The 25,058-nt window shown below is 31.6% G+C and carries 24 protein-coding genes, 1 pseudogene and 1 riboswitch; of the genes and pseudogenes, 13 read left to right on the forward strand and 12 right to left on the reverse strand.

The window, feature by feature from the left end:
* Positions 1–56 precede the first annotated feature (56 nt).
* Together AC1Q7N_RS00140 and sucB are read left to right on the forward strand one after the other, a co-directional pair.
* Entirely contained in the window at positions 57–2,861 is a 2,805-nt protein-coding gene (locus AC1Q7N_RS00140; protein WP_002456517.1) for a 2-oxoglutarate dehydrogenase E1 component, read from the forward strand.
* Between the two features lie 18 nt (positions 2,862–2,879).
* A complete protein-coding gene (gene sucB, locus AC1Q7N_RS00145; RefSeq protein WP_001832759.1) occupies positions 2,880–4,142 on the forward strand; it encodes a dihydrolipoyllysine-residue succinyltransferase in 1,263 nt (420 codons plus the stop codon).
* Positions 4,143–4,298: 156 nt separating this feature from the next.
* Here sucB and AC1Q7N_RS00150 read toward each other — a convergent pair whose 3' ends face one another.
* Complete coding sequence (locus tag AC1Q7N_RS00150; protein ID WP_001831077.1) at positions 4,299–4,472, reverse strand: hypothetical protein; 174 nt, start codon at positions 4,470–4,472, stop codon at positions 4,299–4,301.
* Between the two features lie 200 nt (positions 4,473–4,672).
* Between AC1Q7N_RS00150 and AC1Q7N_RS00155 the strand changes: the two genes are divergently transcribed.
* From AC1Q7N_RS00155 to brnQ3, 5 genes are all read left to right on the forward strand, one after another.
* Complete coding sequence (locus AC1Q7N_RS00155; RefSeq protein WP_002456519.1) at positions 4,673–5,482, forward strand: VOC family protein; 810 nt, start codon at positions 4,673–4,675, stop codon at positions 5,480–5,482.
* 24 nt (positions 5,483–5,506) lie between these two features.
* Positions 5,507–5,710: a DUF6501 family protein gene (locus AC1Q7N_RS00160; protein WP_001831030.1), complete on the forward strand. Its 204-nt coding sequence runs from the start codon at positions 5,507–5,509 to the stop codon at positions 5,708–5,710.
* 177 nt (positions 5,711–5,887) lie between these two features.
* Positions 5,888–6,679 (forward strand): ATP-binding protein, encoded by a 792-nt coding sequence (locus AC1Q7N_RS00165; RefSeq protein ID WP_049388440.1) that lies wholly within the window; start codon positions 5,888–5,890, stop codon positions 6,677–6,679.
* A gap of 12 nt (positions 6,680–6,691) precedes the next feature.
* Complete coding sequence (locus tag AC1Q7N_RS00170) at positions 6,692–8,581, forward strand: vWA domain-containing protein (protein WP_001831071.1); 1,890 nt, start codon at positions 6,692–6,694, stop codon at positions 8,579–8,581.
* 186 nt (positions 8,582–8,767) lie between these two features.
* Positions 8,768–10,111, forward strand: a complete 1,344-nt coding sequence (brnQ3, locus tag AC1Q7N_RS00175; protein ID WP_001830938.1) for a branched-chain amino acid-like transporter carrier protein BrnQ3 — start codon at positions 8,768–8,770, stop codon at positions 10,109–10,111.
* 75 nt (positions 10,112–10,186) lie between these two features.
* Here brnQ3 and AC1Q7N_RS00180 read toward each other — a convergent pair whose 3' ends face one another.
* Genes AC1Q7N_RS00180 through AC1Q7N_RS00190 form a run of 3 tightly spaced genes read right to left on the reverse strand, consistent with a single transcriptional unit; the run spans position 10,187 to position 12,275 of the window.
* Complete coding sequence (locus tag AC1Q7N_RS00180; protein WP_001831251.1) at positions 10,187–11,317, reverse strand: toxic anion resistance protein; 1,131 nt, start codon at positions 11,315–11,317, stop codon at positions 10,187–10,189.
* A gap of 22 nt (positions 11,318–11,339) precedes the next feature.
* A complete protein-coding gene (locus tag AC1Q7N_RS00185; RefSeq protein WP_002476740.1) occupies positions 11,340–11,966 on the reverse strand; it encodes a 5-bromo-4-chloroindolyl phosphate hydrolysis family protein in 627 nt (208 codons plus the stop codon).
* 39 nt (positions 11,967–12,005) lie between these two features.
* On the reverse strand, positions 12,006–12,275 hold the full coding sequence (locus tag AC1Q7N_RS00190; RefSeq protein ID WP_001831190.1) for an acylphosphatase: 270 nt from the start codon (positions 12,273–12,275) through the stop codon (positions 12,006–12,008).
* Between the two features lie 158 nt (positions 12,276–12,433).
* Here AC1Q7N_RS00190 and msaA point away from each other — a divergent pair, with 158 nt between their 5' ends.
* From msaA to AC1Q7N_RS00220, 6 genes and pseudogenes are all read left to right on the forward strand, one after another.
* Positions 12,434–12,742, forward strand: a complete 309-nt coding sequence (gene msaA / locus AC1Q7N_RS00195; RefSeq protein WP_002439708.1) for a regulatory protein MsaA — start codon at positions 12,434–12,436, stop codon at positions 12,740–12,742.
* 180 nt (positions 12,743–12,922) lie between these two features.
* Entirely contained in the window at positions 12,923–13,123 is a 201-nt protein-coding gene (gene cspA / locus AC1Q7N_RS00200; protein ID WP_001831260.1) for a cold shock protein CspA, read from the forward strand.
* Positions 13,124–13,481: 358 nt separating this feature from the next.
* Positions 13,482–14,062: pseudogene (locus tag AC1Q7N_RS00205) on the forward strand (CPBP family intramembrane glutamic endopeptidase).
* 5 nt (positions 14,063–14,067) lie between these two features.
* On the forward strand, positions 14,068–14,478 hold the full coding sequence (locus AC1Q7N_RS00210; RefSeq protein WP_001830954.1) for an Msa family membrane protein: 411 nt from the start codon (positions 14,068–14,070) through the stop codon (positions 14,476–14,478).
* Positions 14,465–15,328 carry an ABC transporter ATP-binding protein gene (locus AC1Q7N_RS00215; protein WP_002456525.1) on the forward strand — a complete coding sequence of 288 codons (864 nt, stop codon included), beginning with the start codon at positions 14,465–14,467 and terminating at the stop codon, positions 15,326–15,328. The genes AC1Q7N_RS00210 and AC1Q7N_RS00215 overlap by 14 nt, the downstream gene beginning before the upstream one ends.
* Positions 15,329–15,336: 8 nt before the next feature.
* A complete protein-coding gene (locus AC1Q7N_RS00220; RefSeq protein ID WP_145376274.1) occupies positions 15,337–16,086 on the forward strand; it encodes a hypothetical protein in 750 nt (249 codons plus the stop codon).
* Between the two features lie 131 nt (positions 16,087–16,217).
* Here AC1Q7N_RS00220 and lysA read toward each other — a convergent pair whose 3' ends face one another.
* From lysA to AC1Q7N_RS00260, 8 genes are all read right to left on the reverse strand, one after another.
* Entirely contained in the window at positions 16,218–17,483 is a 1,266-nt protein-coding gene (gene lysA / locus AC1Q7N_RS00225) for a diaminopimelate decarboxylase (RefSeq protein WP_001831198.1), read from the reverse strand.
* Positions 17,484–18,557 carry an alanine racemase gene (locus tag AC1Q7N_RS00230; RefSeq protein WP_492712636.1) on the reverse strand — a complete coding sequence of 358 codons (1,074 nt, stop codon included), beginning with the start codon at positions 18,555–18,557 and terminating at the stop codon, positions 17,484–17,486.
* A gap of 5 nt (positions 18,558–18,562) precedes the next feature.
* The gene (locus AC1Q7N_RS00235) at positions 18,563–19,714 is read right to left on the reverse strand and encodes an amidohydrolase (protein WP_001832789.1); all 1,152 of its coding nucleotides are present in this window, start codon (positions 19,712–19,714) and stop codon (positions 18,563–18,565) included.
* Between the two features lie 157 nt (positions 19,715–19,871).
* Positions 19,872–20,594 carry a 2,3,4,5-tetrahydropyridine-2,6-dicarboxylate N-acetyltransferase gene (dapD, locus tag AC1Q7N_RS00240; protein ID WP_001830955.1) on the reverse strand — a complete coding sequence of 241 codons (723 nt, stop codon included), beginning with the start codon at positions 20,592–20,594 and terminating at the stop codon, positions 19,872–19,874.
* A gap of 21 nt (positions 20,595–20,615) precedes the next feature.
* Positions 20,616–21,338, reverse strand: coding sequence for a 4-hydroxy-tetrahydrodipicolinate reductase (gene dapB, locus AC1Q7N_RS00245; RefSeq protein WP_001830951.1), 723 nt, complete (start codon positions 21,336–21,338; stop codon positions 20,616–20,618).
* Positions 21,338–22,222: a 4-hydroxy-tetrahydrodipicolinate synthase gene (gene dapA, locus AC1Q7N_RS00250; RefSeq protein WP_001831141.1), complete on the reverse strand. Its 885-nt coding sequence runs from the start codon at positions 22,220–22,222 to the stop codon at positions 21,338–21,340. Before dapA ends, dapB begins: the two co-directional genes overlap by 1 nt.
* Position 22,223: 1 nt before the next feature.
* Positions 22,224–23,213, reverse strand: a complete 990-nt coding sequence (locus tag AC1Q7N_RS00255) for an aspartate-semialdehyde dehydrogenase (RefSeq protein WP_001831123.1) — start codon at positions 23,211–23,213, stop codon at positions 22,224–22,226.
* Positions 23,214–23,283: 70 nt separating this feature from the next.
* The gene (locus AC1Q7N_RS00260) at positions 23,284–24,516 is read right to left on the reverse strand and encodes an aspartate kinase (RefSeq protein ID WP_002456528.1); all 1,233 of its coding nucleotides are present in this window, start codon (positions 24,514–24,516) and stop codon (positions 23,284–23,286) included.
* A gap of 53 nt (positions 24,517–24,569) precedes the next feature.
* Positions 24,570–24,749, reverse strand: a riboswitch (Lysine riboswitch).
* Between the last annotated feature and the right edge of the window lie 309 nt (positions 24,750–25,058).

Raw genomic sequence — 25,058 nt, forward strand, 5'->3', positions numbered from 1 at the left:
GAAATAATGCTATGATAACCATGTAAGCGTTTCATCATTTTTGTGGAGGGTGTTAAATGACTAAGAACAAGAAAGAATTTACAGAGGCTCCTGTAAACTTCGGCGCAAATCTTGGCCTTATGCTAGATTTGTATGATGATTATCTACAAGATCCATCATCCGTACCTGAAGATTTACAAGTCTTGTTCAGTACAATTAAAACAGGTGAAGCTCATATCGAAGCTAAACCTACCACTGATGGGGGTGGTTCACAAGCGGGAGATAGCACAATTAAACGTGTTATGCGCTTAATCGATAATATTCGTCAATACGGACATTTAAAAGCAGATATTTATCCAGTAAATCCTCCAGAGCGTCAAAATGTTCCTAAATTGGAAATCGAAGATTTTGATTTAGATAAAGAAACTTTGGAAAAAATATCATCTGGAATTGTCTCTGAACATTTTAAAGACATTTATGACAATGCCTATGATGCAATTGTTCGTATGGAAAGACGTTACAAAGGACCGATAGCTTTTGAATACACTCACATTAATAATAATAAAGAACGTGTGTGGTTAAAAAGAAGAATTGAAACGCCTTATAAAGCAAGTTTAAACGATAATCAAAAAAAAGAACTTTTCAAAAAACTCGCACACGTAGAAGGTTTTGAAAAATATTTGCACAAAAATTTTGTTGGGGCTAAACGTTTTTCAATTGAAGGCGTCGACACATTAGTTCCAATGCTTCAACACACAATCACATTAGCAGGTAACGAGGGGATTAAAAACATTCAAATCGGTATGGCTCACCGTGGACGTTTAAATGTATTAACGCATGTCTTGGAAAAACCTTATGAGATGATGATTTCAGAATTTATGCATACAGATCCAATGAAGTTTTTACCTGAAGATGGTAGTTTAGAATTAACCTCAGGTTGGACTTCAGATGTGAAGTATCACCTAGGTGGCGTTAAAACGACTAACTCATACGGAATAGAACAGCGTATTTCTTTAGCGAATAATCCAAGTCATTTAGAAATCGTTGCACCCGTTGTTGCTGGTAAAACAAGAGCAGCCCAAGATAATACACATCAAGTAGGAGCTCCATCTACCGACTTCCATAAAGCAATGCCGATTATTATACATGGTGATGCGGCATATCCAGGTCAAGGTATTAATTTTGAAACGATGAACTTAGGTAGTTTAAAAGGATATTCTACAGGTGGTTCACTTCATATTATTACAAATAATAGAATCGGTTTTACAACTGAACCTATTGATGGACGTTCAACAACGTACTCTTCCGACGTAGCTAAAGGTTACGATGTTCCAATACTACATGTAAATGCCGATGATGTAGAAGCAACAATTGAAGCTATTGAAATTGCAATGGAATTCCGTAAAGAATTTCATAAAGATGTCGTTATTGACTTAGTAGGTTATCGTCGCTATGGGCACAATGAAATGGATGAACCTTCTATTACTAATCCAGTTCCATACCAAAACATTAGAAAACATGATTCAGTTGAAATTTTATATGGTAAAAAGTTAGTTGATGAAGGAATTATTTCCGAAGACGAAATGAATGAAGTCATTGACGGTGTTCAAAAAGAAATGCGAACAGCACATGATAAAATTGATAAAAATGACAAAATGAATAATCCAGATATGGAAAAACCAGAATCACTTCAACTACCTTTACAAAGTGATACGAAAGATTTCTCATTTGATCATTTAAAAGAAATCAATGATGCAATGCTTGATTACCCAAAAGATTTTCATGTGCTAAAAAAGCTCAATAAAGTACTAGAAAAACGTAGAGAACCTTTTGAAAAAGAGGAGGGGCTCGTCGATTGGGCTCAAGCAGAGCAACTTGCATTTGCAACCATATTACAAGATGGAACTTCAATTCGTTTAACAGGTCAAGATAGTGAAAGGGGAACATTTAGCCATAGACATGCTGTGCTTCATGATGAAGAAAATGGTAATACATTCACACCATTGCATCATGTACCTCAACAACAGGCTACTTTTGATATTCATAATTCGCCATTATCTGAAGCAGCTGTAGTTGGATTTGAGTATGGTTATAACGTCGAAAATAAAGGTAACTTTAACATATGGGAAGCTCAATATGGCGACTTTTCGAATATGTCCCAAATGATGTTTGACAATTTCCTCTCAAGTTCTCGCGCAAAATGGGGTGAGCGTTCAGGTTTAACACTTTTCTTACCACATGCTTTTGAAGGACAGGGACCAGAGCATTCATCGGCACGCTTAGAAAGATTTCTACAATTAGCCGCTGAAAATAATTCAACTGTAGTTAATCTATCTAGTGCAAGTAATTACTTCCATTTACTACGTGCACAAGCCGCTAGTTTAGATACCTTAGAAATGAGACCATTAATTGTCATGTCACCTAAGAGTCTTTTAAGAAATAAAACAGTAGCTAAACCTATTGATGAGTTTACATCTGGCGGTTTTAAACCTATCATCACAGAAGATATCGATGAACAAAAAGTCAAAAAAGTGATTTTAGCATCAGGAAAGATGTATATTGACCTAAAAGAATATTTAGCTAAAAATCCTAACGATTCTATTCTTCTCATAGCAGTAGAAAGATTATATCCGTTCCCAGAAGAAGAAATTAAAGAAGTATTAAAATCGTTACCTCATCTTGAAAATGTGTCATGGGTTCAAGAAGAACCTAAAAATCAAGGTGCATGGTTATTCGTGTATCCTTATCTAAAAGCACTTGTTGCTAATAAATATGATTTAACTTATCACGGTAGAATACAAAGAGCTGCACCTGCTGAAGGCGATGGAGAAATTCATAAACTTGTACAAACTAAAATTATTGAAAGTAGCATTAACAATTAACTAGGGGGAAAAATAAGTATGGCAGAGGTAAAAGTTCCAGAATTAGCAGAATCAATCACAGAGGGTACCATTGCAGAATGGTTAAAAAATGTAGGCGATAATGTAGATAAAGGTGAAGCTATCTTAGAACTAGAAACAGATAAAGTTAACGTCGAAGTAGTTTCTGAAGAAGCTGGGGTATTATCAGAACAATTAGCCGAGGAAGGCGATACAGTTGAAGTAGGTCAAGCTGTAGCTGTAGTAGGAGAAGGACAAGTAAACACATCTAACGATAGTTCTAACGAATCTTCACAAAAAGATGAAGCTAAAGAGAAAGAAACGCCAAAACAATCTAATCCGAATTCTAGTGAAAGTGAAAATACACAAGATAATAGCCAGCAACGTATCAATGCAACACCATCTGCACGTCGACATGCGCGTAAAAATGGCGTTGATTTAAGCGAAGTATCCGGAAAAGGCAATGATGTTCTAAGAAAAGATGATGTTGAAAATAGTCAAAAATCTTCAAGTCAAACAGCTAAAAGTGAAAGCAAATCACAAAACAGTGGTTCTAAACAATCTAATAACAATCCATCAAAACCTGTTATTCGTGAAAAAATGTCTCGACGCAAAAAAACTGCTGCAAAAAAATTATTAGAAGTATCAAATCAAACAGCTATGCTTACTACATTTAATGAAGTTGATATGACAAACGTTATGGATTTACGTAAACGTAAAAAAGAACAATTTATCAAAGATCATGATGGTACTAAATTAGGATTTATGTCCTTCTTTACTAAAGCTGCCGTTGCAGCTCTCAAAAAATATCCTGAAGTAAATGCTGAGATAGATGGCGATGATATGATTACTAAACAATTTTACGATATTGGCATTGCAGTATCCACTGACGATGGATTACTCGTACCATTTGTTAGAGATTGTGATAAGAAAAATTTTGCAGAAATTGAACAAGAAATCGCTAATTTAGCCGTAAAAGCTCGTGATAAAAAATTAGGCCTTGATGACATGGTTAACGGTTCGTTTACCATCACTAATGGCGGTATCTTTGGCTCAATGATGAGTACACCGATTATAAATGGTAATCAAGCAGCTATCTTAGGTATGCATTCAATTATTACACGCCCAATTGCAGTTGATAAAGATACAATTGAAAATCGTCCAATGATGTATATCGCATTAAGCTATGATCATAGAATCATCGATGGGAAAGAGGCTGTAGGATTCTTAAAAACAATCAAAGAACTCATTGAAAACCCTGAAGATTTATTACTTGAATCATAATTTGGAACCTAACATACTTAAAAAACAACGACGTAAATCGTCGTTGTTTTTTTGTTCAATATGTCTAAAGTGTAATGATAATCTTATATATATAAATATCTGTAAAGAAATCAAAATAACACGATGTCTTTACAGATATACTTTAGTATTAACCTATCATTGAGCAAGAAATATAACTTCTATAATCGCTAAGATAATAAACACAACAAATGCGATAGTAAAATATTTAAATCTTGGTTGTTGTTTATGATTTAAATTTGTAAATACTTCAATTGCGGAATAAACTGCTATTAGTACAGTAACTGCAAATATAATCCATAAATTAGACATACTCATGCCTCCTTGATTACTTCTTTAATTACATTTTAATACATACAAAATATTTAGCCAATCTGTATGTTTTATTTTTCTAATAAATAATAAATCAACAACAAATAAATATCTATCTTTATATGAGTGTTCATCATATTCAAGTGTTACAAAATACGTTATAATGTTATCTGTAAAGATAAATAGAGGAGTGTCAGTTAATGAGTGGACTTAGAAGTGTCACTTTAGGAACAAACGATTTATCTAAAACGAAAGAATTATTTAACCACATCATTGGTTTACAACATTCAACTAAAAATGAACATGCCATAAGATTTGGTGACGCTAATTTAAGTCCTGGAACGCGTGTTCACTTTGTTGAAGTTCCAGAGGAAGATTATAAAAATCTACACATAGATAGCGTTGGACTTAGAACACCTTCTGATTCTGGATTAGTAGAATATCAAAATATTTTTGACAAGTTTAATATATCCTATAGTTCAATCACTGAACTTAATGGTCTTAAACATTTTACTTTTGAAGATCATAATCAACAAAAATTTGATATTTATTCTAACGAGTTAAATACGGGTATAGGATTAGGTATGCCTGCTTTTGATAGTCCTGTTAACCCTTTACATCAAGTTCAAGGCTTAGGTCCAGTCATTATTAAGGTGAACGAGTTATCTGTCACCACTTCAATTCTCACACAAGTATTTCAATTAGATTTATTTGCTGAGTATCTTCCACATGAAGATGCCCAACAACCTATTCAAGTGTTTCGTATAGGTGAGGGTGGTCTTGGTGGTGAAATCCACTTATTTGAAAGCGATGAAGATATTCAAATGAATACACACGGGCCAATTGAGCAAGTGGAATTCTCTACAAATGATACCCAATTGTATCTTCAAGCAAAAAATCGTTTAGATGAGATTGGTGTTCCATATCAAACTCTCGAACAGGATACTTCAGAATCTCTTAGAATCACTGAAAATAGTGGCATTTCATTTATTTATACACTTGAAAAGTAAATATGATTTAAGGATGGTTATTACATGTTACATGAAACTTGGAAAGAACGTACACCAATTAAAAAAGTAGAAGTGACAAATACTGATGCCAAAAAATTTACAGTTGCAGATATGCTAACTATCGGCAAACAGTATGATGTTATTAACGAAACTGAAGAATATTATCAAATTATAGATAATTCTGGTTTAGTAGGTGGCTATTACAAAGACTACTTTAAAGAGATATAATTTAATCTTTTTCAACCAAATGCGTTATCATTGCATTGGAAATATTTTTCAATCATCAGTTTACATTAACTCGATAATGACTAAATAAGTCATTTATTTTAATCATTTTAAATAAGACTAAGACTATGCACCAAAAACTAATGTCTTAGTCTTTTTTAACATTAAAGGATGGAAATTATGGTACAAACAGTTTACAAAAATTCAGATCAAACAGTTTTTGAAGATGCTAAAGCTTTATTTCAATTAAATAAGAATATACTACTAAAAGGGCCAACAGGCTCAGGAAAAACCAAGCTTGCCGAAACGTTAAGTCATGTTATGAAATTGCCTATGCACCAAGTTAATTGTTCAGTAGATCTAGATACTGAAAGCTTATTAGGTTTTAAAACAATTCAAACTAATGAAGAAGGTCACCAAGAAATTGTCTTCATAGACGGTCCTGTAATAAAAGCAATGAAAGAAGGTCACATTTTATATATAGATGAAATTAATATGGCAAAACCGGAAACATTACCTATACTTAACGGTGTATTAGATTATCGACGTCAATTGACAAATCCTTATACTGGTGAAGTGATTAAAGCAGCACCTGGATTTAATGTAATTGCTGCTATAAACGAAGGTTATGTAGGAACATTACCAATGAACGAGGCTTTAAAAAATAGATTTATCGTCATAGAAGTAGATTATATCGATGGTGACATTCTTAAAACAGTCATTAAAGAGCAAAGTAAATTACAAGATGAACAATTGATTCAAGATATTGTTAAATTTAATGAAGATTTACGTACTATGAACAAACAAGGTCAAATTTCTGAAGAGGCTGCAAGTATTCGAGCTTTAATCGACCTTAGTGATTTAGCAACTGTCATGCCTATTGAACGTGCTGTACAACGTACAATTATTGATAAATTAGAGGATGAGCGAGAACAACAAGCGATACTTAACGCTATCGAGCTCAATTTTTAAAGAGGGATAAAAATGAGTGATCGTTTTATAAAATTCAACGATGAACAATTAGATGCAAAACAAGTAATGATGTTACAAGACTTAGCACGTTTACTTTTAAAAAATGAGCAAACGCAAGTTAAAATACAAAAATTCCCTTACTATAATCCTTATAGTAATACACTCATTGCGAGTTGGTTTTGGTCTCATAGACCGAAACATATTGAACAAGCTGGACTAAAAACAGATGTCTTACTCGCAACGTATGGATATCTGAATATGGATCTTTCAATCATCAATCAAGTTTTACACAACAACGATTTTGAACACCCTAAGTTCTTTCATCAATTATTTAAACTTTTAGAGGACGTACGTATATTTGAACATATTAGACAACAAAGACCTAGTACTACAAAAATGATTGATTTACGCATAGAAACACGATTATCTTTTACAGAATCTCAAATTAATTTCTACAAAACTAAAACTGTATATACTGATTTACTTTTTCTTTATTTAGAACATGCATTTTTAAGTCAAAACTTTTTTAATATTCCATCCATACATCCAGCATTTGATGATATTTTAGTTCATATGTATCAGTACTTACCAAATATTTTTCAGAATCAAACATCAGAAGATAATATGTATTTAGCAGAACGTATTATGTATCAAGTGGATGATTTATTAAAGGAAGATATGCTAAATGAATATTACTACTTACCTCAAAAATTATATGAAGATATTTATGCAGATAGTTTTGAAGACTTAAAGCGTACAGATGCGAGCAATACTGATGGTAAAGATAATCAACAGACAGACGAAGATGTAGAAACAGCTGAAGCTGAAACAAAAGCCGCAGACAGTGAGTCTAAAGGCGGGGCATATTTAGAAATGGAGCTACATGAGGGTGAAAACAGTGAAGTTATGGCTGATAATGATACGGCTCGAGAAGGCGACAGCACTGATGATATGACTGATATGATGACCAAAAAAGGAAAAGGGTCAGAAAATACACTTGATCATGATGAAGGTGGATTTATAGGACAAAACCAAGCTTTTGCTTTAAAAGGCATTAATAAAGACGTAAGTATTGAATGGAATATCCCTGATATTACACCTCAAAATGTGATAGATTATCAATATTCAAAAAATGATGTACAGTTTGAAATTAAAGATTTAATACAAATTATCAAAAAGACCATCGACAGAGAACATGAAGATGAAAGACATAATTTAACAAAGGGCCGTTTACAAAAAGACCTTATTAATTGGTTTATTGATGATCAATTTAAGTTATTTTACAAAAAACAGGATTTAAGTAAGACATTCGATGCAACATTTACCTTACTCATTGATGCATCAGCGAGTATGCACGATAAAATGGATGAAACGATTAAAGGTGTCGTCTTGTTCCATGAAACATTAAAATCTTTGAATATTAAACATGAAATACTAGCATTTAATGAAGATGCTTTTGAAGCTGACCAACGTCAACAACCAAATATCATTGATGAAATCATTAATTATAATTACTCTATCTTTGAAAAAGAAGGCCCACGTATCATGACATTAGAACCTCAAGATGATAATCGTGACGGCGTAGCTATCAGAATTGCGAGCGAGCGTTTATTACAAAGAAGTCATGAACAACGCTTTTTAATCGTATTCTCAGATGGTGAACCGTCTGCATTTAATTACAGTCAAGATGGTATTTTAGATACGTATGAAGCTGTTGAACGTGCGCGTAAATTTGGTATAGAAGTATTTAATGTCTTTCTTAGCCAAGAGCCAATTACTGAAGACATTGAACAAACCATTCATAACATATATGGCCAATTTGCTTTATTTGTAGAAGGTGTGGAACATTTACCGAGTCACTTATCACCATTACTAAAAAAATTGTTACTTAAATCTTTATAAAAGTTAGTTTATCAATTCAAAATCTCTAACTTGTAACTTCATAGATATAAATCATTACGTATTTTTGACGAATTAATTACATCAATTGTACAATGTTTTAATTTTCTGAAATTTTATATAGACTAATATTTCTTTATTATGATAGAATATTGAATGTTGCATTATTAGATAAAAAGGAGCAGCATTATGAATAAAAATACGTGGATTATAGGCTTTACTTTATTCGCTATGTTCTTTGGCGCAGGTAACCTTATATTTCCAACACAACTTGGACTCGAAAGTGGTCATTTCTTTTGGCCAGCCATACTAGCCTTTGCACTTACGGGTATTGGATTACCGCTTCTTGGCGTTGTGGTAGGCGCACTTGATAAACATGGTTATATTGGGTCTTTTAATAAAATATCACCACGATTTTCGTTAATCTTTTTAATTATCATATATCTCACTATAGGACCATTATTTGCGATACCACGTACAGCTTCAACTTCATTTGAAATGACTGTGACTCCTATTGCACATAATAGTGGGAATTTAGCATTATTTATTTTTACAGTAATCTATTTTTTAATCGTTCTTTATTTATGCTTGAATCCTAATAAGATGATAGATCGAATTGGTTCATTACTTACACCTTTATTACTTATTACCATTGTCGCTATGATTATTAAAGGTTTTGTAGATTTTAGTGGACATTCTTCAAATTACGGAATGACAAATGCTTATCATTCCAATTTAAGTGGATTTTCACAAGGATTTACACAAGGTTACCTTACAATGGATGCTATCGCTTCAATTGCATTTTCAATGATTGTTGTTAATGCGATTAAAACAACAGGAATACAGCATGCTGATAAAATCTTTAAACAGACCATTATTGCTGGTCTCATCGCTGCAATCGCATTAGTATTTATATATATTTCGCTAGGGTACATAGGCAATCATATTAATATTCCTTCAGACACTCTAAAGGAATTGAAAGCTAAAGATCAAAATATAGGGACGTATTTACTCACAACAATGGCAACGAAGGGCTTTGGAACTTTCGGAAAATACTTACTTGGTATTATCGTATCATTAGCATGTTTAACTACTGCTTGTGGATTAATTGTATCAGTAAGTGAATATTTCCACAGAATACTACCTAAGATACCTTATAAAGTATTTGTGATATTTTTCATTTTAGTTAGTTTCATTCTAGCTAACCAAGGACTTAATTCCGTAATTAAAATGTCAGTCCCTGTACTCAGTGTAATCTATCCAGTGGCTATTACAGTTATTTTGTTAATACTCATTGCTCGCTTCATACCTACAAAACGTATTGCACAACAAATACCGCTAATTATTGTAGCAATTGAATCAATCTTAAGCTTAATAACGACACAAGGGTGGATACGTATTTCATTTATAGATGGTTTACCTTTAAAAGAATATTCACTTGAATGGTTCCCAATTGCTGTTGTAGCAACTCTTGTTGGTTATATGATTAGTTATTTTGTTAAACAATCTAACATTGTATATCAAAAAGAATAAGTAAATTTAAAATAAAAAGCACTCGTCAAATAAGTGATTGACTAAATCTAAATCACATGTGACGAGTGTTTTTTATTATTTACGCATAGCTAATAGATGCTGTTTCAAATCTTGTTCTAACTCATTAAGTTCTTTCTCTGCAACTTGACGTTTCTGTCTACCATCTTCTTGAATTTGAAGTGTTTGTTCAATTGTTTCAATAATGTCATTTTGTGTTGTCTTTAACGTTTCGATGTCCACGATGCCACGCTCATTCTCAGCTGCCGTTTCAATAGCATTTTCCTTTAACATTGATGCATTTTGAGTAAGTAACTCATTCGTAGTATCGGTAACCGAACGTTGTGCTGAAACAGCATTTCTTTGTCTCATCAAAGTTAGGGCAATAGCCATTTGATTTTTCCATAAAGGAATACTTGTTAAAATTGAACTTTGAATTTTTTCGGCTAAAGCTTGGTTGACATTTTGTATCATACGGATTTGAGGTGCAGTTTGAATAGCAATTTGCCTAGATAATTGTAAATCATAAATGCGCTTATCTAAACGATCCACAAACTGTTCCATATCAGCAGTTGCCTGAATATCCATTTGATTACCAGTTTGATGCGCCTTTTCACGTAACTGTGGTATGGTTTCTGTCAATATCTCTTTTTTCTTTTTTTGAGCCGCTAAGATATATAAAGTAACGTTATCAAAATAAGTTTTATTTTGCTGATATAATTGATCAAGAAATTCAACATCTTTAGTTAACTGATCTTTATGTTTTTCTAATTGAATAGTAATACGATCAATTTGAGAACTTACAGATTGCATTCTAGAAAACACTTCATTAATAGAAGCTTTAGTACGTTTAAATAAACGCTTTAATCTAGATTGTTTTTCTGGATTTATGTCATTTGGATTTACAGATTTTAATTTTCCCATTAATTGACTTAAAGTTTCCCCAACTGGTCCCATATCTTTTGATTGAACATCATCTAAAATTTGATGCGAAAAATGAGACATCTTTTGTTGAAGATTAGCACCATATTTTAACAATCCTTCATGATTAAGTGGCTCAATTTGCTCACTTATTGATTTAATTCTTTGTTTATCATTTTCAGTTAATTGGATTTCAAGATCTTCAGCGATTGTATGATGATCAGTTGATTGATTATTCATATAGTAATCAAGTGGATGTGACTGATTACTACTTCGTTCACTTACCATCTCACTCATCTCTCCATTTCTATTAATTATTATGTCGACGTTGCTGTTCTAATTTATTTAATTCTATTTCAACATCTAGTCGCTCATAATCTTCCTCATTAAGCCTTTTAAGGTCAGCAATGAGCGTTCTCTTTATTTCATCTAGAGTAATACGTGTTTGTTCTAATTTTAGCTTTTCATCTTGCGACTTACGTGGCATTCTTGCAAGACGTGTATACGAGTCTACTAAGTTAAGTGCATTATCCAAATGAGAATAGAAAAAGCTTTCAACTTTAAAAAACATCGCGGGTCTTTGCTTAATGCTTGTATGAATAGAACGAGAAATTCGATATATATCATTTACTTGTCTAAAATCTTTGATTGAACGAATATTAATAAATGACTTTAAGATATTTCTAATTTTAGTATGTGCATGATGAAGCTGTGATTGAACATATCTGTAATCTCTTCTTGATAAACCAATTTCATTAAGATACTTTCGTGAAGTGAGCCTTTGCGTAGGGAAGTATGATGCAATGAAACTACCAAAACTGATAAGCATGTCTATAATGAATGATAAATCCAACGCAAAAACAGTAATAAGCCAAACAATAAAGGCCACTGGTATACCCACTAACACTCCAAATATACGTGAAATGTTATATCTCAAGTGTCATCTTCCTTTATATTAAAGTCTTATATTATAAACCTAAATTGTCTTAAACTCTGATAAAGATTCATCAAGGTCTAATTCTTCAATATTGTAATTAGACACTTGTGAAGCCGGTGAAGCACCTTGGATTACAGAATCAATAAACTGTTCTAATTCTGTATCGTCGCCCTGAGCATATATATCTACGTAGTCCTCAACATTTTGGACTGTACCTTTAATATTAAATTGATGAGCAATACGTTGCGTGTAAAATCTAAATCCTACACCTTGTACTGTACCAAAAACTTGAATATGTTTACGTTGCATAAAATCACCTCTTGTCTTTATTATACGTATTTTAATTGTAAAAAACTAATATTTGCTATTCAAAAAATTGTTTATATCACAAGGCTTGAAACTTGATTTTAAAACATGAAAAGTTAAAATTATTGATGTAGCTTTATAGTAGGGAAGGGGAAATTAATATGTGGACAGTAGTCAAGATCAGGGCTGACTACGAAGGTTGGTGGCTATTTGAGGATTGGCCACAAAAAATTGTGGAACAATCAGAATTTACTACATACGACCAAATGTTGGATTATTACATAAATGTATTAAACCATAGTAAGAAATGTTACGACAATTATGTAGTAGGCAAGTATAATATACATGCTTTTTACAACAATTGTGATTTAAACTTTTGTGAAGACTGTGAGGAAGATTTACAAATATTTTATAGTTTTATTATTTTAAAAAATAATGAGGTTTATTTTAATCTTCCAAAAATAGATTGAATGATAATTTTCTATAATTGTATTGCAATTTAGCTATGACTAAACTATAATGATTATTAAGCAATTGTTTTATTCCATATTGCAAAGAATATTTGATTTATATTAAATTTTAGACATGTATTTTTTGTAATATGCGAATAATGCATATTGAAAGAATTTAGTCTTGGAGGTTTCAGAATTATGAAACAAGGTACAGTTAAATGGTTTAATGCCGAAAAAGGTTTTGGTTTCATCGAAGTTGAAGGAGAAAACGACGTATTCGTACACTTCTCAGCAATTAACCAAGAAGGATACAAATCATTAGAAGAAGGTCAATCAGTTGAATTTGAAGTAGTTGAAGGCGATCGCGGTCCTCAAGCTGCAAACGTTGTTAAACTATAATAAATAGATTGTAATCATTGACTTTAACTAACACCTTACCAAGCAGTAAGGTGTTTTTTATATCAATACATACCGTATCACAGAAGGAAATTGATTTTAATTTCTTTCTGTTTTTTTATCCCCAAAATAAGAATTATGAGTATCTCATTATTTTTGCATGTCTGTGTCTAAAGACAAGCAAAACTTTCGTTAAATAATATAGCCTGCAATATATTTTTTATTGATTTATTAATGTAAACTCTTTATAATTTAAAAAGATAAGTAGGGGGGAAGGAGACATTGTTATGCCAAATCCTTTTAAATTATTGCAGGTTTCAATTGGTCGTTTTTATTTTGGTTACCGTGGTCGTTTCATTAAATGGTAAATTTTAAAATTGAAAAATTAAGACTAAATAATTTATTCATATCACTAAGTATTGTTATTATTACTACTATTGTACTAAATATAAGCATTGGAATAATAGCATACCTTAAATTATCTGAATATTGTGAATTTTTATCGATGATTCTTTCTCTTATAATAAGTTTTATAATAATACCTACTTTTCTCTCTTCAATATTTAATTATAAAACTAATCCATTTAAATTGTTAACTATAAAAATTTACTTTAATATTTTATAATCTTATTAATTTTAATAGTTTATGTTGATGATTATAAGTTAATCATATTTTATTTCTTTATAGCTTTAGGGGAAGAAATTTTATTTAGGGAAGTAGTATTTAACATTTTGCTAAATAACTTCAGTTTATTAACTTCTATTTCTATTGGTTCTTTACTATTTGCTTTAATCTTACATCTCAATGAGTCATTAGAATCTAATCTATTAATAAGATTTCCCTCAAGTATAATTTTGTATGTTATAAGATATAAATTCAAACTTAGTTTTTCAATTATAACTCATTGGATATATAATATTTTTATTGTAGTAATGAGATGATTTTCATGAAATCAATATTATTATCCCTATTTTTAAACTGTTTATTTTTCTCAATTTTAACTCTTTTAGAATTACGCATTGATGTTTACTTGGCAAATTTATTAATTATTTTAGTCCCATCTATTACATCAGCTATCTTAATTATTTTCACTTCAAAAATGAAATTATATTTATGGTTAAATGTAATTTCAAACCTAATTTTTTACATTATTTATAGTAAATATATCATGCATCTAGATGGTTATCTATCCTATATCGAGAGGGCGCAAATCAATAATAGTGATATAGAAATTAAAATATCTCCAAATATGCTTGAATTATCTCAGATTATCTTTTTATTTTTTGTTTATTTAATACCTCAAATGATTGTAGTTTTTATTAAACATAAAAGAGGTGAAATCAATGCTAGAATTTAGAAATGTGTATAAATCTTTTAAGAAGAAAGAAGTATTATGTGATGTTAATTACAAATTATCTGCTGGAGAAAAGGTTGGTCTTATAGGTTCTAATGGGTCTGGAAAATCAACATTAATGAAACTTATAGCTAAAACTCAATTACCATCTAAAGGAAATGTTTATTTTAACAATATAGATATACATAAATCTCACAATATGATAAAAGATTTTTCTTTCATGATAGGACAAATATATTATCCTGAGTTAAATGCAAGACAAAATATTGAAAATTACCTAAAAATTAATAATAAGATTAGCTATATAAGTGAAATTCAAAAGATGCTAAACATTGTAGGTTTAGAAGATATTGAAAAGAAGGTTAAAAATTATTCGTATGGAATGAAACAAAGACTTTGTTTAGCTATTTGTTTAATTACCAAACCAAAAGTAGCTGTATTAGACGAGCCATTCTTAGGTTTAGATCCGCTTGGGGTAAGGGAATTAAATAATATCACTGAGAAATATTCAAAAGAAAAAAACACTTTATTTTTAATATCTAGTCACCAGTTAAAAGAATTAGAAGATCTTTGTGATAGATTTCTATTACTCGAAAACCATCAAATTAGAGAAATTGACTTACATAATAGAATATTCACTCAAAAGTTAATATTCAAAAATACTTTAAACAATGCTCCAGAACTAAAGGCTAATTTCAATTTCATTAAAAAAATTGATAGCAATTCAATAACAATTATAAATAAAGATGAAGAAGTAGATCTTACAAATTTACTTAATTTAGTAGGTAAAAATCCCTTAATAAAAATTGAAAGTAATGATAATCTATTATCTTCATATTTCTATAAAGAGTAGGTAATATTATGTTTAAATTTAACTTCTTTTATATTTCAAAGATTCGTGCAACTTGGATGCTTTACCTCATTGGGATTTATCCTCTCTTGATATTCCTAGCTGAATTACTTAATAGTAATTTTCTTTCATTATCAGCAACTCATAAGAATAGTGTAAGCTTTTTAGAATTATTTATCGCAATATATGATACTCAACAAAAAGTAATGCTATCACTTATAATTATTGGATATTTATCTTCTTTATTATTTTATAGCGAAATTAGCACAGGAAGACTATTGTTTTATAAGAATCAAAGTCGCTACAAAATTTTTAATTCTAAATTAACATCTATTATTTCTAGTTACTTTATATTCTTATTCATTTTATTATTATCAACGTTAGTAGTTTATTTGTTTTATGTTAACAACCATGAATATTCATCTCATTCTTTTATGTTAAATAACTCAGAATTAAATCATACTCTAATCTTAAATCTTCTTGGAATCTTTTTAACTGATTTATTCTTAATTTTCTATGTTGTTATTTTTTCTGTGAAATTTAATTCTGGGATAACTATTATTAGTATGATTTTATGTTACGTGGTCATAAAGATTACAGACAATATTAATAAAATCAAGTTTTCCCCTTCAAATTTCACAAATTTAGATACCGATAAAAGTTTTATTTTCAACTTATCAATAATGAGCTCTATTACTATTGTTTATATATTCATTATTTACCTCTTAGCAATTACGATTTTCAGAAAAATTCAATTTTAAATTTCATTTAATTTAATGTAAGTATAAACGCCTCGGATAGATATACTGTACCTATCCAAGGCGTTTTCAAATAGTTTTTAATCGAAATCATATTGATAGTAGTTGAGCTTTTACTCGCTCACTTTTTAGAATTATTTCGTATCATTAATAATTAACTGTCTCAATGATTGACGTTTAATCACTTCACGTGCTTTTCCATCTTTCAAGAAAAATACTGGAGGTTTTTGCATTTGATTATAATTTGAAGCCATTGAATAATGATACGCACCAGTAGAAAGTATTGCTAGGTAATCACCTCTATGAACAGAAGAGGGTAATGGGGCATCTCGTACGATAATATCACCAGATTCACAGAGTTTACCTGCAATTGTTACAGATTCATTAGCTTTTTCATTTCTGTTAACTAACAACGCCTCATACTGTGCACCATAAAGTGCAGTTCGTATGTGATCACTCATTCCGCCATCAACTGATACATATTTATTAACTCCAGGGATATCTTTAATTGTACCAACCTCATATAAAGTGATACCTGCTTCTCCAACAATTGAACGGCCAGGTTCTATCCCAATTTCAGGAATATTGTACTGCAATGCTTGCGCAGTTTCTTTAATAGCTTCAGTAATTTCAGATATTCCTTGCTCAATAGGGAAACTTTCATCTCCTTCGACATATTTAATTCCGAAACCACCGCCTATGTTTAGTAAACTCACTTCAATTCGTTCACTTGCTAACCAATTAAGCACAATTTTAGCTGTCTTAATCATCGGCTCAGTGCCTTCGATTTGAGAGCCAATATGGAAATGTATACCTTTAAGTTGCAAATGTTTCGTTGCTTTTACTTTATTAACTGCATTTAATGCTAGACCGTGTTTGATTGATAATCCAAATTTACTATCTTCCTGTCCAGTTTGAATAAATTCATGTGTATGGGCTTCAACCCCAGGATTTACACGTAATACAACATCTACATTACTATCAGCATATTTATCAATAAGCTCTATTTCCTCGAGCGTATCCACTACAAAATAACCAATCTGATTATCTAATGCATATTGAATCTCGCGTTTCGTCTTGTTGTTCCCATGGAAGTGAATACGTTTCGAATCAAATCCTGCTTCAAGAGCAGTATAAAGTTCACCTTCAGAAACAACATCTAATTGTAAATTTTCTTCATCAATTAATTTAACCATCTGAATACAAGTGAAAGCTTTTGAGGCATAAGATATATTGTAGCTTAAACCACTTGCTTCAAATGCTTTATGATATCTTCTTATCTGATTACGAATTTGGTCTTCATCGTAAACAATCGAAGGTGTACCAAAACTTTGTGCAATAGTTTTTAAGCTTGTACCTCCCATTGTCAGTTCGCCATTATCATTATAATTAACTACCATTTATAAATACTCCTTCATAAGAGAATCGTGATTCATTGCGCTTAATTGTTCTGAATTTGCGCCAACACCTTTAAATGTAAATTCATCTATACGTATATCCTTATTATATAATATGACTTCGTCTTGTGCATGAACTTCGTCATCAACTTCAATAAACATATGACTCATCATTAGTGCTCTAATTGGATATCGCTTGCCATTAATTATAGCTTCGTGTTTTGCTCTTGATTTTAGAATACCATCGCCATAACCTATATCAACAACAGCTAATTGAGTGTGGTCATTCTTTACTTCAAAGGCGAAACTATATCCACAATAATCACCTTTATTTACATCACGAACTTGTATAACATTACCTTTAACAGTCAAAGATTGAGTAATGCGTTCTTCATTTATAAGACTATATGGTCTTGAACCATAAAGGGCAATTCCAACTCTAGCATGAGTGTGATGAGGAAGTAACATTTGATTCTCACGAAAATAACTTGCACTATTTTGTGAATGTATCATATCAAAATGATAATTTTCATTTAAAAGTGTATTTATCAAGTTTAACCAAGCATCACGTTCCATTTTATATTCATCTACGTCAAATTCGTCTGCATACCCAAAATGCGTCCATATTCCTGAAATAATCATTTTATCTTGATTATTTTGATCATGATCTTTTAAAACTTCACGTATTTCTTCGATATTTCTAAAACCGGAACGATGTAATAAATTTTCATATTCTAAATGTACATGAATGCCTTTTAAATCTTGTTTATATTTATAATAATAGTTTAAAGAGGGGAGTGTCATATGAATATCATAACGTTTTACTAAATCAAAATCATAAACAGGATTCATTAAAAATATAGTTGCTTCAGGTGCTATTTTTCTAACTCGTATAGCTTCATTTAATGAAGTTGTGCTAAATGTATTAATTTCCAATTTTAAAAATGTTTTCACTGCAAACTCAAGTCCATAATGATATGCATTGTTTTTTACAACTGCCATTATTGGTTCGTTATTTTTTACTTTTACTGCATTCTGATAAAATGCTTCTGTGTCTAATGACCAAATTGCTGTCAATTGCTTTACACCTCTTTATAATTTCTTAACAAATGCTCGTAATAATTTACAACGTCAATTAATATTTTCTCATCAAAATTAAGATGGGCAGTATGAAGACCAGTCACAAAACCTTTTTCATTGTTTTGTGTACCAACAAATACAAAATATGAAGGGGCAAGTTGTTGACCATAAAAACTAAAATCTTCACCGAACAGGAAGGGTAGTTTTTTTTCAACTATTTCTAAATTTGCACCTTTTATAGCGTTCTCAACGGCTTGACGTAATTGTGGATGATTCATTGTTGGTGGATATCCTTCTTCAAATTTAACCTCACATTCAACATTAAATAATAATTGAACACTTTTCGCAATTTTATGCATTTGGTGTTTTACAATAGCTAAATCTTCTGTGTCATATGTACGAATTGTACCTTCAAGATAACCATGACTCGGTACTGTATTAATAGCTTCACCAGCTTCAAAATGACCCATATGAATAATGTTACGTTTCAATCCATTCAAATGAAATTGTTGGATTTGGCCGATTTGACTTAAGACATGCTGTAACCCCTCACCACATGAATGACCTTGCTCCTTATCAGCAACATGACTAGATAATCCTTTTAAAAAGAAGCGATATTCAGTGGCACTTGCAGTGATTTCTTCATCTCGAATTACAATTTTACCTTCTTTTTCAAACGGATTAACGTGAAAACCAAACACCGCTTCAATAGGGTACTTGTCAAAAGCGCCAGCTTTGATTAAACGATTAGCTCCTCCACCGGTTTCTTCGGCAGGTTGAAATATAAACACTACATTATGAGGTAATTCAGATTTGTCATACAATGCTTTACACCTTTTAACAAAAAGCATAAGTGCTGTCGTATGACCATCATGACCACACGCGTGCATGACATTATCATTCTTACTTTTAAAATCAATATCATTTTCTTCATAAATTGGTAACGCGTCTATATCTGCTCTGAATGCAATAGTGTGGTGACTATTACCTTCCAAATAAGCAATAACACCAGTTTTAAGTGGTCGGTCGTAAGGTACGCCTAAATCCTCTAAAAATGATGTTATATACGATGTCGTTTCAAATTCATGTAAACTTAATTCTGGATACTGATGTAAATGTCTTCTGTGCAATGTAACGAATTCTAACTCGTTCATAAAATTATCCATCCCTTATATAACTATTTCTTTAATATTTCAATGTGTATCATTCTATAATAAAAAGGCGAAATTAATGATTAATGCATCATATATAAATTAATCATTGGATTCCACCTTGAACATATTTTTTTATCTACACAATTATTCTATGTCGTTATTCATTATTTAATTTACGCAGTGCAGACACAATCTCACGTTTTGAGTCTTGAACTTCTGAAGTTTGTTTAATTACTTTAGCAGGCGTACCAGCAACTACAGCTCCAGCTGGCACATCTTGAGTTACAATAGCTCCAGCTGCTACAATAGCACCTGCACCAACGCGTACACCTTCAAGAATAACAGCATTTGCTCCAATTAAAACATTGTCTTCAATGACAACTGGGGAAGCACTTGGAGGTTCAATGACACCAGCTAAAACAGCACCTGCACCAACATGAACATTTTTTCCTGTTGTAGCTCGTCCACCAAGTGTTGCGTTCATGTCTATCATTGTTCCTTCTCCTACAATAGCTCCAATATTAATCGTAGCACCCATCATAACCACAGCACCATCTTCAATGATTGCTTGCTCACGAATAAACGCACCTGGCTCAATACGAGCATTTGTGTTTGTTAAATCTTTAAGCGGTATAGCTGAATTACGACGATCCATCTCAATTTCTAATTCAGTGATTAATGAATGATTTTGTTGATAAAATTGTTTCCATTCATCTGCTTCACAGAAAATTACTTTTGAATGTTCAGAGCCAAAAACTTTAAAAGATTCTGGGAATGTGACATTTTCAAAATGACCATTTACATAAACTTTGAGTGGTGTTGATTTCTTAGCATCACTAATATATTGAATGATTTCTTGAGCTGATAAATGTTGTACCATAAGTTGAATAACTCCTTTGATTTATAGATTATTAAAAGTATAAAAACCTGGGTTTTTGTGAATTAATTTTTCTGCAGCGCCAATGGCACCATTTGCAAAGATATCTTTTGATTGTGCTTTATGTGAGATAGTAATTGTTTCATCAGTACCTGCAAATAATATGTCATGTTCCCCGACAATCGTACCACCACGAACAGCATGTATACCTATCTCATCATGAGTTCTCTTCTCAGTTTTTTCGTGTCTATCATAAACAGGTGAGACATTGTCACGTAATTCTTTAATGACATCATACAATTTAACTAATGTGCCACTAGGAGCATCGACTTTTTTATTATGATGCGCTTCTGTTAGTTCGATATCGAAATCTTGTAGTAGGGGAACTGCAGTTTCTAATATTTTAGTTAATGCATGGACACCGTAACTCATATTTGCACTAAAAAATACAGGTGTTCTTTGACTTAGCGTTTCCAATTTTTGTATTAACGTTTCTTTTTCACCTGTAGTTGCTATGACAAGAGGCAAATTGAATTGTTCTTCTAATAGAGGAAAGAGCAATTCAGGATTTGAAAAGTCAATAGCAACATCAGCTTCTTTACATTCACTAATGTGTTGATATTGTGAATAAGGTGTCGACGCTTTTGAAGTTCTATCTATAACTCCAACAATTTCATGACCTTTATCTTCAGCTAATCGTGCAACTCTTTGATTCATTGCACCATATCCAATTAATAGTATGTTCATTATTGTTCACCTGCTTTAAATTGTTCAAATGCTCGTTCAACTTGTTTACATTGTGCTTCTTCTAAAGGCACTAATGGTAATCTCACTTCGTAGTGACCATAACCCAAATATGCGGTAAGAACTTTAATAGGTATTGGGTTAACGTCAAGTGACAACGCTTCTAACAATTTCTCGATAGGTTTAAAGTAATTAGTAATATCGGTTTCATTTTGTCTTTGGTCATATAAATATTGAAATTCTTGTGGAATTACATTCGCAATTACAGAGATGACACCATTACCTCCACGTTGATAGAACTTCACAACATTGTCGTCATTCCCACTATATAATGCAAATTCATTTGTATTAATACGTTGTTTTACTTGATCAAAATAATCAAAATCATTTGTCGCATCTTTTAAAGCAACGATATATGGATTATGACTGAGAATTCCAACTGTTTCTGGTTCTATCGTCATATTTGTTCGTGATGGCACATTGTAAAGAATTACTGGTAATTTCACTTCATTTGCGATTGTCTCAAAATGTTGAATTAAACCACGTTGATTCGTTTTGTTGTAGTAGGGCGTAATCAACATGACTGCATCTGCACCAATTTCTTTAGCACGTATTGAAGCTTGAATTGATTTATACGTATTATTAGTGCCAGTACCCGCAATAACAGGAACGCTATGATTCACGAGTTTAACTACTGTCGCCAATACTTTCTCTTTTTCTTCGTCACTTAATGTAGGACTTTCTGCTGTAGTGCCATTCACTATAATTGCTTGAATATTGTTATTTAAAAGAAATTGAACATGTCTTTCTAATGCGTTGAAATCAACCTCATTATTGGTAAAGGGAGTCGCTAATGCTACACCAACGCCTTCAAACATGTGTGTCATATTATCTTGCTCCTTTCAAAGTTAAAATTTGTTCTAACACTTGAACTGCATTTAATGCTGCGCCCTTGAGCAAATTATCAGAGGTACACCATACATGGAACGTATTTTCAAGAGAGTCATCTCGGCGGATACGTCCTACAAATACTTCATCTTTGCCAGTAGAATGAATGGCTAATGGATATTCATTTTTACTTGGATTATCTACAAGAACAACACGTTGATCTTGTGCAAATAATTCTTGTATCTCTTTAACTGTAGTGTCTTGATTTAAAGTCACATCGATTTCAATACTGTGACTATCTTGTACTGGTACACGTACACATGTGGCAGTCACTTTTAAGTCTTGGTCGTTGAGAATTTTTTTCGTTTCATCAATCATTTTTTGTTCTTCTTTTGTATACCCATTTTCAAGAAAAACATCTATATGTGGTAATACATTATTGTAAATTGGATACGGATATGCTTCAGGTTCTTTTCCATTAGCACCTTCAGCTAAATCTCTTTTACCTTTAACACCAGAACCTGATACGGCTTGATAAGTCGTATAAGCGACACGTTTTAAACCATATGCATCTTGTAAAATTTTAAGAGGTACAACTGATTGAATTGTAGAGCAATTTGGATTAGCAATAATACCACGTGTAAATTGAGGCTCATTCACTTCTGGAACAATTAAATCGACATCTTCAGCCATTCTCCATTGGCTAGAATTATCAATAACAATGGCTCCAGCCGCTTCAAATAGTGGAGCAAAGTGCTCACTTGTGCTACCTCCTGCACTCATTAAAACATAATCAAAATGTTCACTTGCTGCTTCATCAGTTAATTCTTGAACAGTATACAATTGTCCTTGAAATTCAACTTTTTTTCCTGCTGAGCGAGCAGAAGAAAATAATACTAATTCATCAAAAGGTATTTGTTTTCGATCTAGTGTCTCTAACATTTTTGTTCCAACTAATCCGGTTGCTCCGGCTACTGCTAATCTTGTCATAATAAATAGTCACTCCATTCTTAATATTGGTAATTTTTAGAAAATTTATAATAAATATATCATATGAATACTAAATTTCGAAGGCATGATACAATTCTTCTACTGCTTTTTCACCATTTTCTTCGTCTATTACATAAGAAATGCTAATTTCCGATGTCGTCGTTTGATAAAATGGAATATCTGAATTGATAAGTGTCGTAAAAGCTTTTGATGCTACTCCTGACATATCTCTCATACCTGATCCAATTAAAGATATTTTGACATATGCTTCATTAATTTTATAATCAAGTGCTGAAAAGTGTGTTGATAAATTTTCCAGAATTGAAGAAATTTGATGTGCATCACTATCTTTAATTGAAAAAGATAATTGTAAACCTTCTAAATTTACAATTTGAGAAATCATATCAACATTTACAGATTCTTCTTCCAATGCGGTAAACAATTGTGTCAGTAACTGATTATCCGGTAGGGGATAACTTATCGTGACGTGCATCATGTGTGTATCCAATGCGACACCAGTTACTGCTTTTTTCTCTAATAAATCACTTTTAGACATAATCCATGTTCCTTTCACATTTGATAACGTTCTTCCTAAGTAAAGTGGAATATCATAATTCTTAGCTAATTCAACACTTCTCGTTTCAAGTACACCTGCACCAAGCGCGCTCATTTCCATCATTTCCTCATAAGAGACATATTCTAAACGCTTCGCTTCATTATGTATTCTAGGATCTGTTGCATACACACCATCAACGTCAGTGTAAATTTCACAAGGTGTCTGATTACTTGCTGCTAAAGCTACAGCTGTTGTATCAGAACCACCTCGTCCAAGTGTAGTAAGTTCGAAATCTTCATTTATACCTTGAAACCCAGCTACAACTAAAATGTCATGATTTTTAAAAGCCTCATTAAAAATATTAGGATTAATTTCTGCTATTTTACTTTTTAAGTGATGTCCTACAGTCTTAATGCCAGCTTGATAACCTGTCATCGCTTTAGCATTTACACCTATATCATTGAGTACCATAGAAAGGTAAGAAACCGTTTGTTGTTCACCCGTTGTTAATAGCAATGCAAGTTCTTGATCTTTAGGGGTAGAAGTAAGACTTGATACATTATTCATCAATTGATCAGTTGTCTTACCCATAGCACTGACAACAACGATTAATTCTTCACCATCTTCAATGCGTGTTTTAAGCATTTCAGCGATATTTTTTATTTTTTTAAAATCACTGACGGAAGAACCGCCAAATTTTAAAACACTTCTATTCAATTTCAGTCCTCCTATAATTAGAGGAGACATACACAGTATAAAAAAGAACAAGTTCGGAATGCCGAACTTGTTCTACATTTATGTACAAGTGATGCACTCCATTATTTAATAATAATGACAAACTTATAGCTCTTAACCATTAAGTCCAACGATTCATAACTGCTATTATGAATCATTTCGGCATCTCACCCTTTTAACTCTATAATTGTTAGCAGACAAATTATCTAAAGTTTACTCATGATTGATGCGCCTCATCAAAATCTTATTCAATTGATATGTTTTCATTATACATAGACAATATATCTATGTAAACCAATATTTTAGATTTTTTAAAATATACTGAAAATTTAAGGGTGAATTCACACGATAAGTCATTTTTATAAATTTAATACGCTTATTACAAATTAAATAGCTTATCTAGATTTTCTAAGTATTAGTATTTCAAAGTATATATTTTTAATTTTTTCAATGTTAAAAGCTTATAGCTGAGACGATAACAATAATTAATCTAATATTCATACCGAATAAAGATTAAACTTTATATAAACAAAGAGCCCGGGACATTGATAAAT

The sequence above is a fragment of the Staphylococcus sp. GW823-FHT05F06 genome (assembly GCF_058795495.1).

What these genes read in the sequence shown, in the direction of transcription:
- brnQ3 (WP_001830938.1), top strand. Translation starts at nt 8,768, where the DNA reads ATGAATAAAAATACGTGGATTATAGGCTTTACTTTATTCGCTATGTTC.
- cspA (WP_001831260.1), top strand. Translation starts at nt 12,923, where the DNA reads ATGAAACAAGGTACAGTTAAATGGTTTAATGCCGAAAAAGGTTTTGGT.
- AC1Q7N_RS00160 (WP_001831030.1), top strand. Translation starts at nt 5,507, where the DNA reads ATGTTACATGAAACTTGGAAAGAACGTACACCAATTAAAAAAGTAGAA.
- dapA (WP_001831141.1), bottom strand. Translation starts at nt 22,222, where the DNA reads ATGACACACATGTTTGAAGGCGTTGGTGTAGCATTAGCGACTCCCTTT.
- msaA (WP_002439708.1), top strand. Translation starts at nt 12,434, where the DNA reads ATGTGGACAGTAGTCAAGATCAGGGCTGACTACGAAGGTTGGTGGCTA.
- AC1Q7N_RS00190 (WP_001831190.1), bottom strand. Translation starts at nt 12,275, where the DNA reads ATGCAACGTAAACATATTCAAGTTTTTGGTACAGTACAAGGTGTAGGA.
- AC1Q7N_RS00155 (WP_002456519.1), top strand. Translation starts at nt 4,673, where the DNA reads ATGAGTGGACTTAGAAGTGTCACTTTAGGAACAAACGATTTATCTAAA.
- AC1Q7N_RS00170 (WP_001831071.1), top strand. Translation starts at nt 6,692, where the DNA reads ATGAGTGATCGTTTTATAAAATTCAACGATGAACAATTAGATGCAAAA.
- AC1Q7N_RS00235 (WP_001832789.1), bottom strand. Translation starts at nt 19,714, where the DNA reads ATGAACGAGTTAGAATTCGTTACATTGCACAGAAGACATTTACATCAG.
- AC1Q7N_RS00255 (WP_001831123.1), bottom strand. Translation starts at nt 23,213, where the DNA reads ATGACAAGATTAGCAGTAGCCGGAGCAACCGGATTAGTTGGAACAAAA.
- sucB (WP_001832759.1), top strand. Translation starts at nt 2,880, where the DNA reads ATGGCAGAGGTAAAAGTTCCAGAATTAGCAGAATCAATCACAGAGGGT.
- AC1Q7N_RS00180 (WP_001831251.1), bottom strand. Translation starts at nt 11,317, where the DNA reads ATGGTAAGTGAACGAAGTAGTAATCAGTCACATCCACTTGATTACTAT.
- lysA (WP_001831198.1), bottom strand. Translation starts at nt 17,483, where the DNA reads ATGGTAGTTAATTATAATGATAATGGCGAACTGACAATGGGAGGTACA.
- dapD (WP_001830955.1), bottom strand. Translation starts at nt 20,594, where the DNA reads ATGGTACAACATTTATCAGCTCAAGAAATCATTCAATATATTAGTGAT.
- AC1Q7N_RS00260 (WP_002456528.1), bottom strand. Translation starts at nt 24,516, where the DNA reads ATGTCTCCTCTAATTATAGGAGGACTGAAATTGAATAGAAGTGTTTTA.
- AC1Q7N_RS00140 (WP_002456517.1), top strand. Translation starts at nt 57, where the DNA reads ATGACTAAGAACAAGAAAGAATTTACAGAGGCTCCTGTAAACTTCGGC.
- dapB (WP_001830951.1), bottom strand. Translation starts at nt 21,338, where the DNA reads ATGAACATACTATTAATTGGATATGGTGCAATGAATCAAAGAGTTGCA.
- AC1Q7N_RS00165 (WP_049388440.1), top strand. Translation starts at nt 5,888, where the DNA reads ATGGTACAAACAGTTTACAAAAATTCAGATCAAACAGTTTTTGAAGAT.
- AC1Q7N_RS00150 (WP_001831077.1), bottom strand. Translation starts at nt 4,472, where the DNA reads ATGTCTAATTTATGGATTATATTTGCAGTTACTGTACTAATAGCAGTT.
- AC1Q7N_RS00210 (WP_001830954.1), top strand. Translation starts at nt 14,068, where the DNA reads ATGAAATCAATATTATTATCCCTATTTTTAAACTGTTTATTTTTCTCA.
- AC1Q7N_RS00215 (WP_002456525.1), top strand. Translation starts at nt 14,465, where the DNA reads ATGCTAGAATTTAGAAATGTGTATAAATCTTTTAAGAAGAAAGAAGTA.
- AC1Q7N_RS00220 (WP_145376274.1), top strand. Translation starts at nt 15,337, where the DNA reads ATGTTTAAATTTAACTTCTTTTATATTTCAAAGATTCGTGCAACTTGG.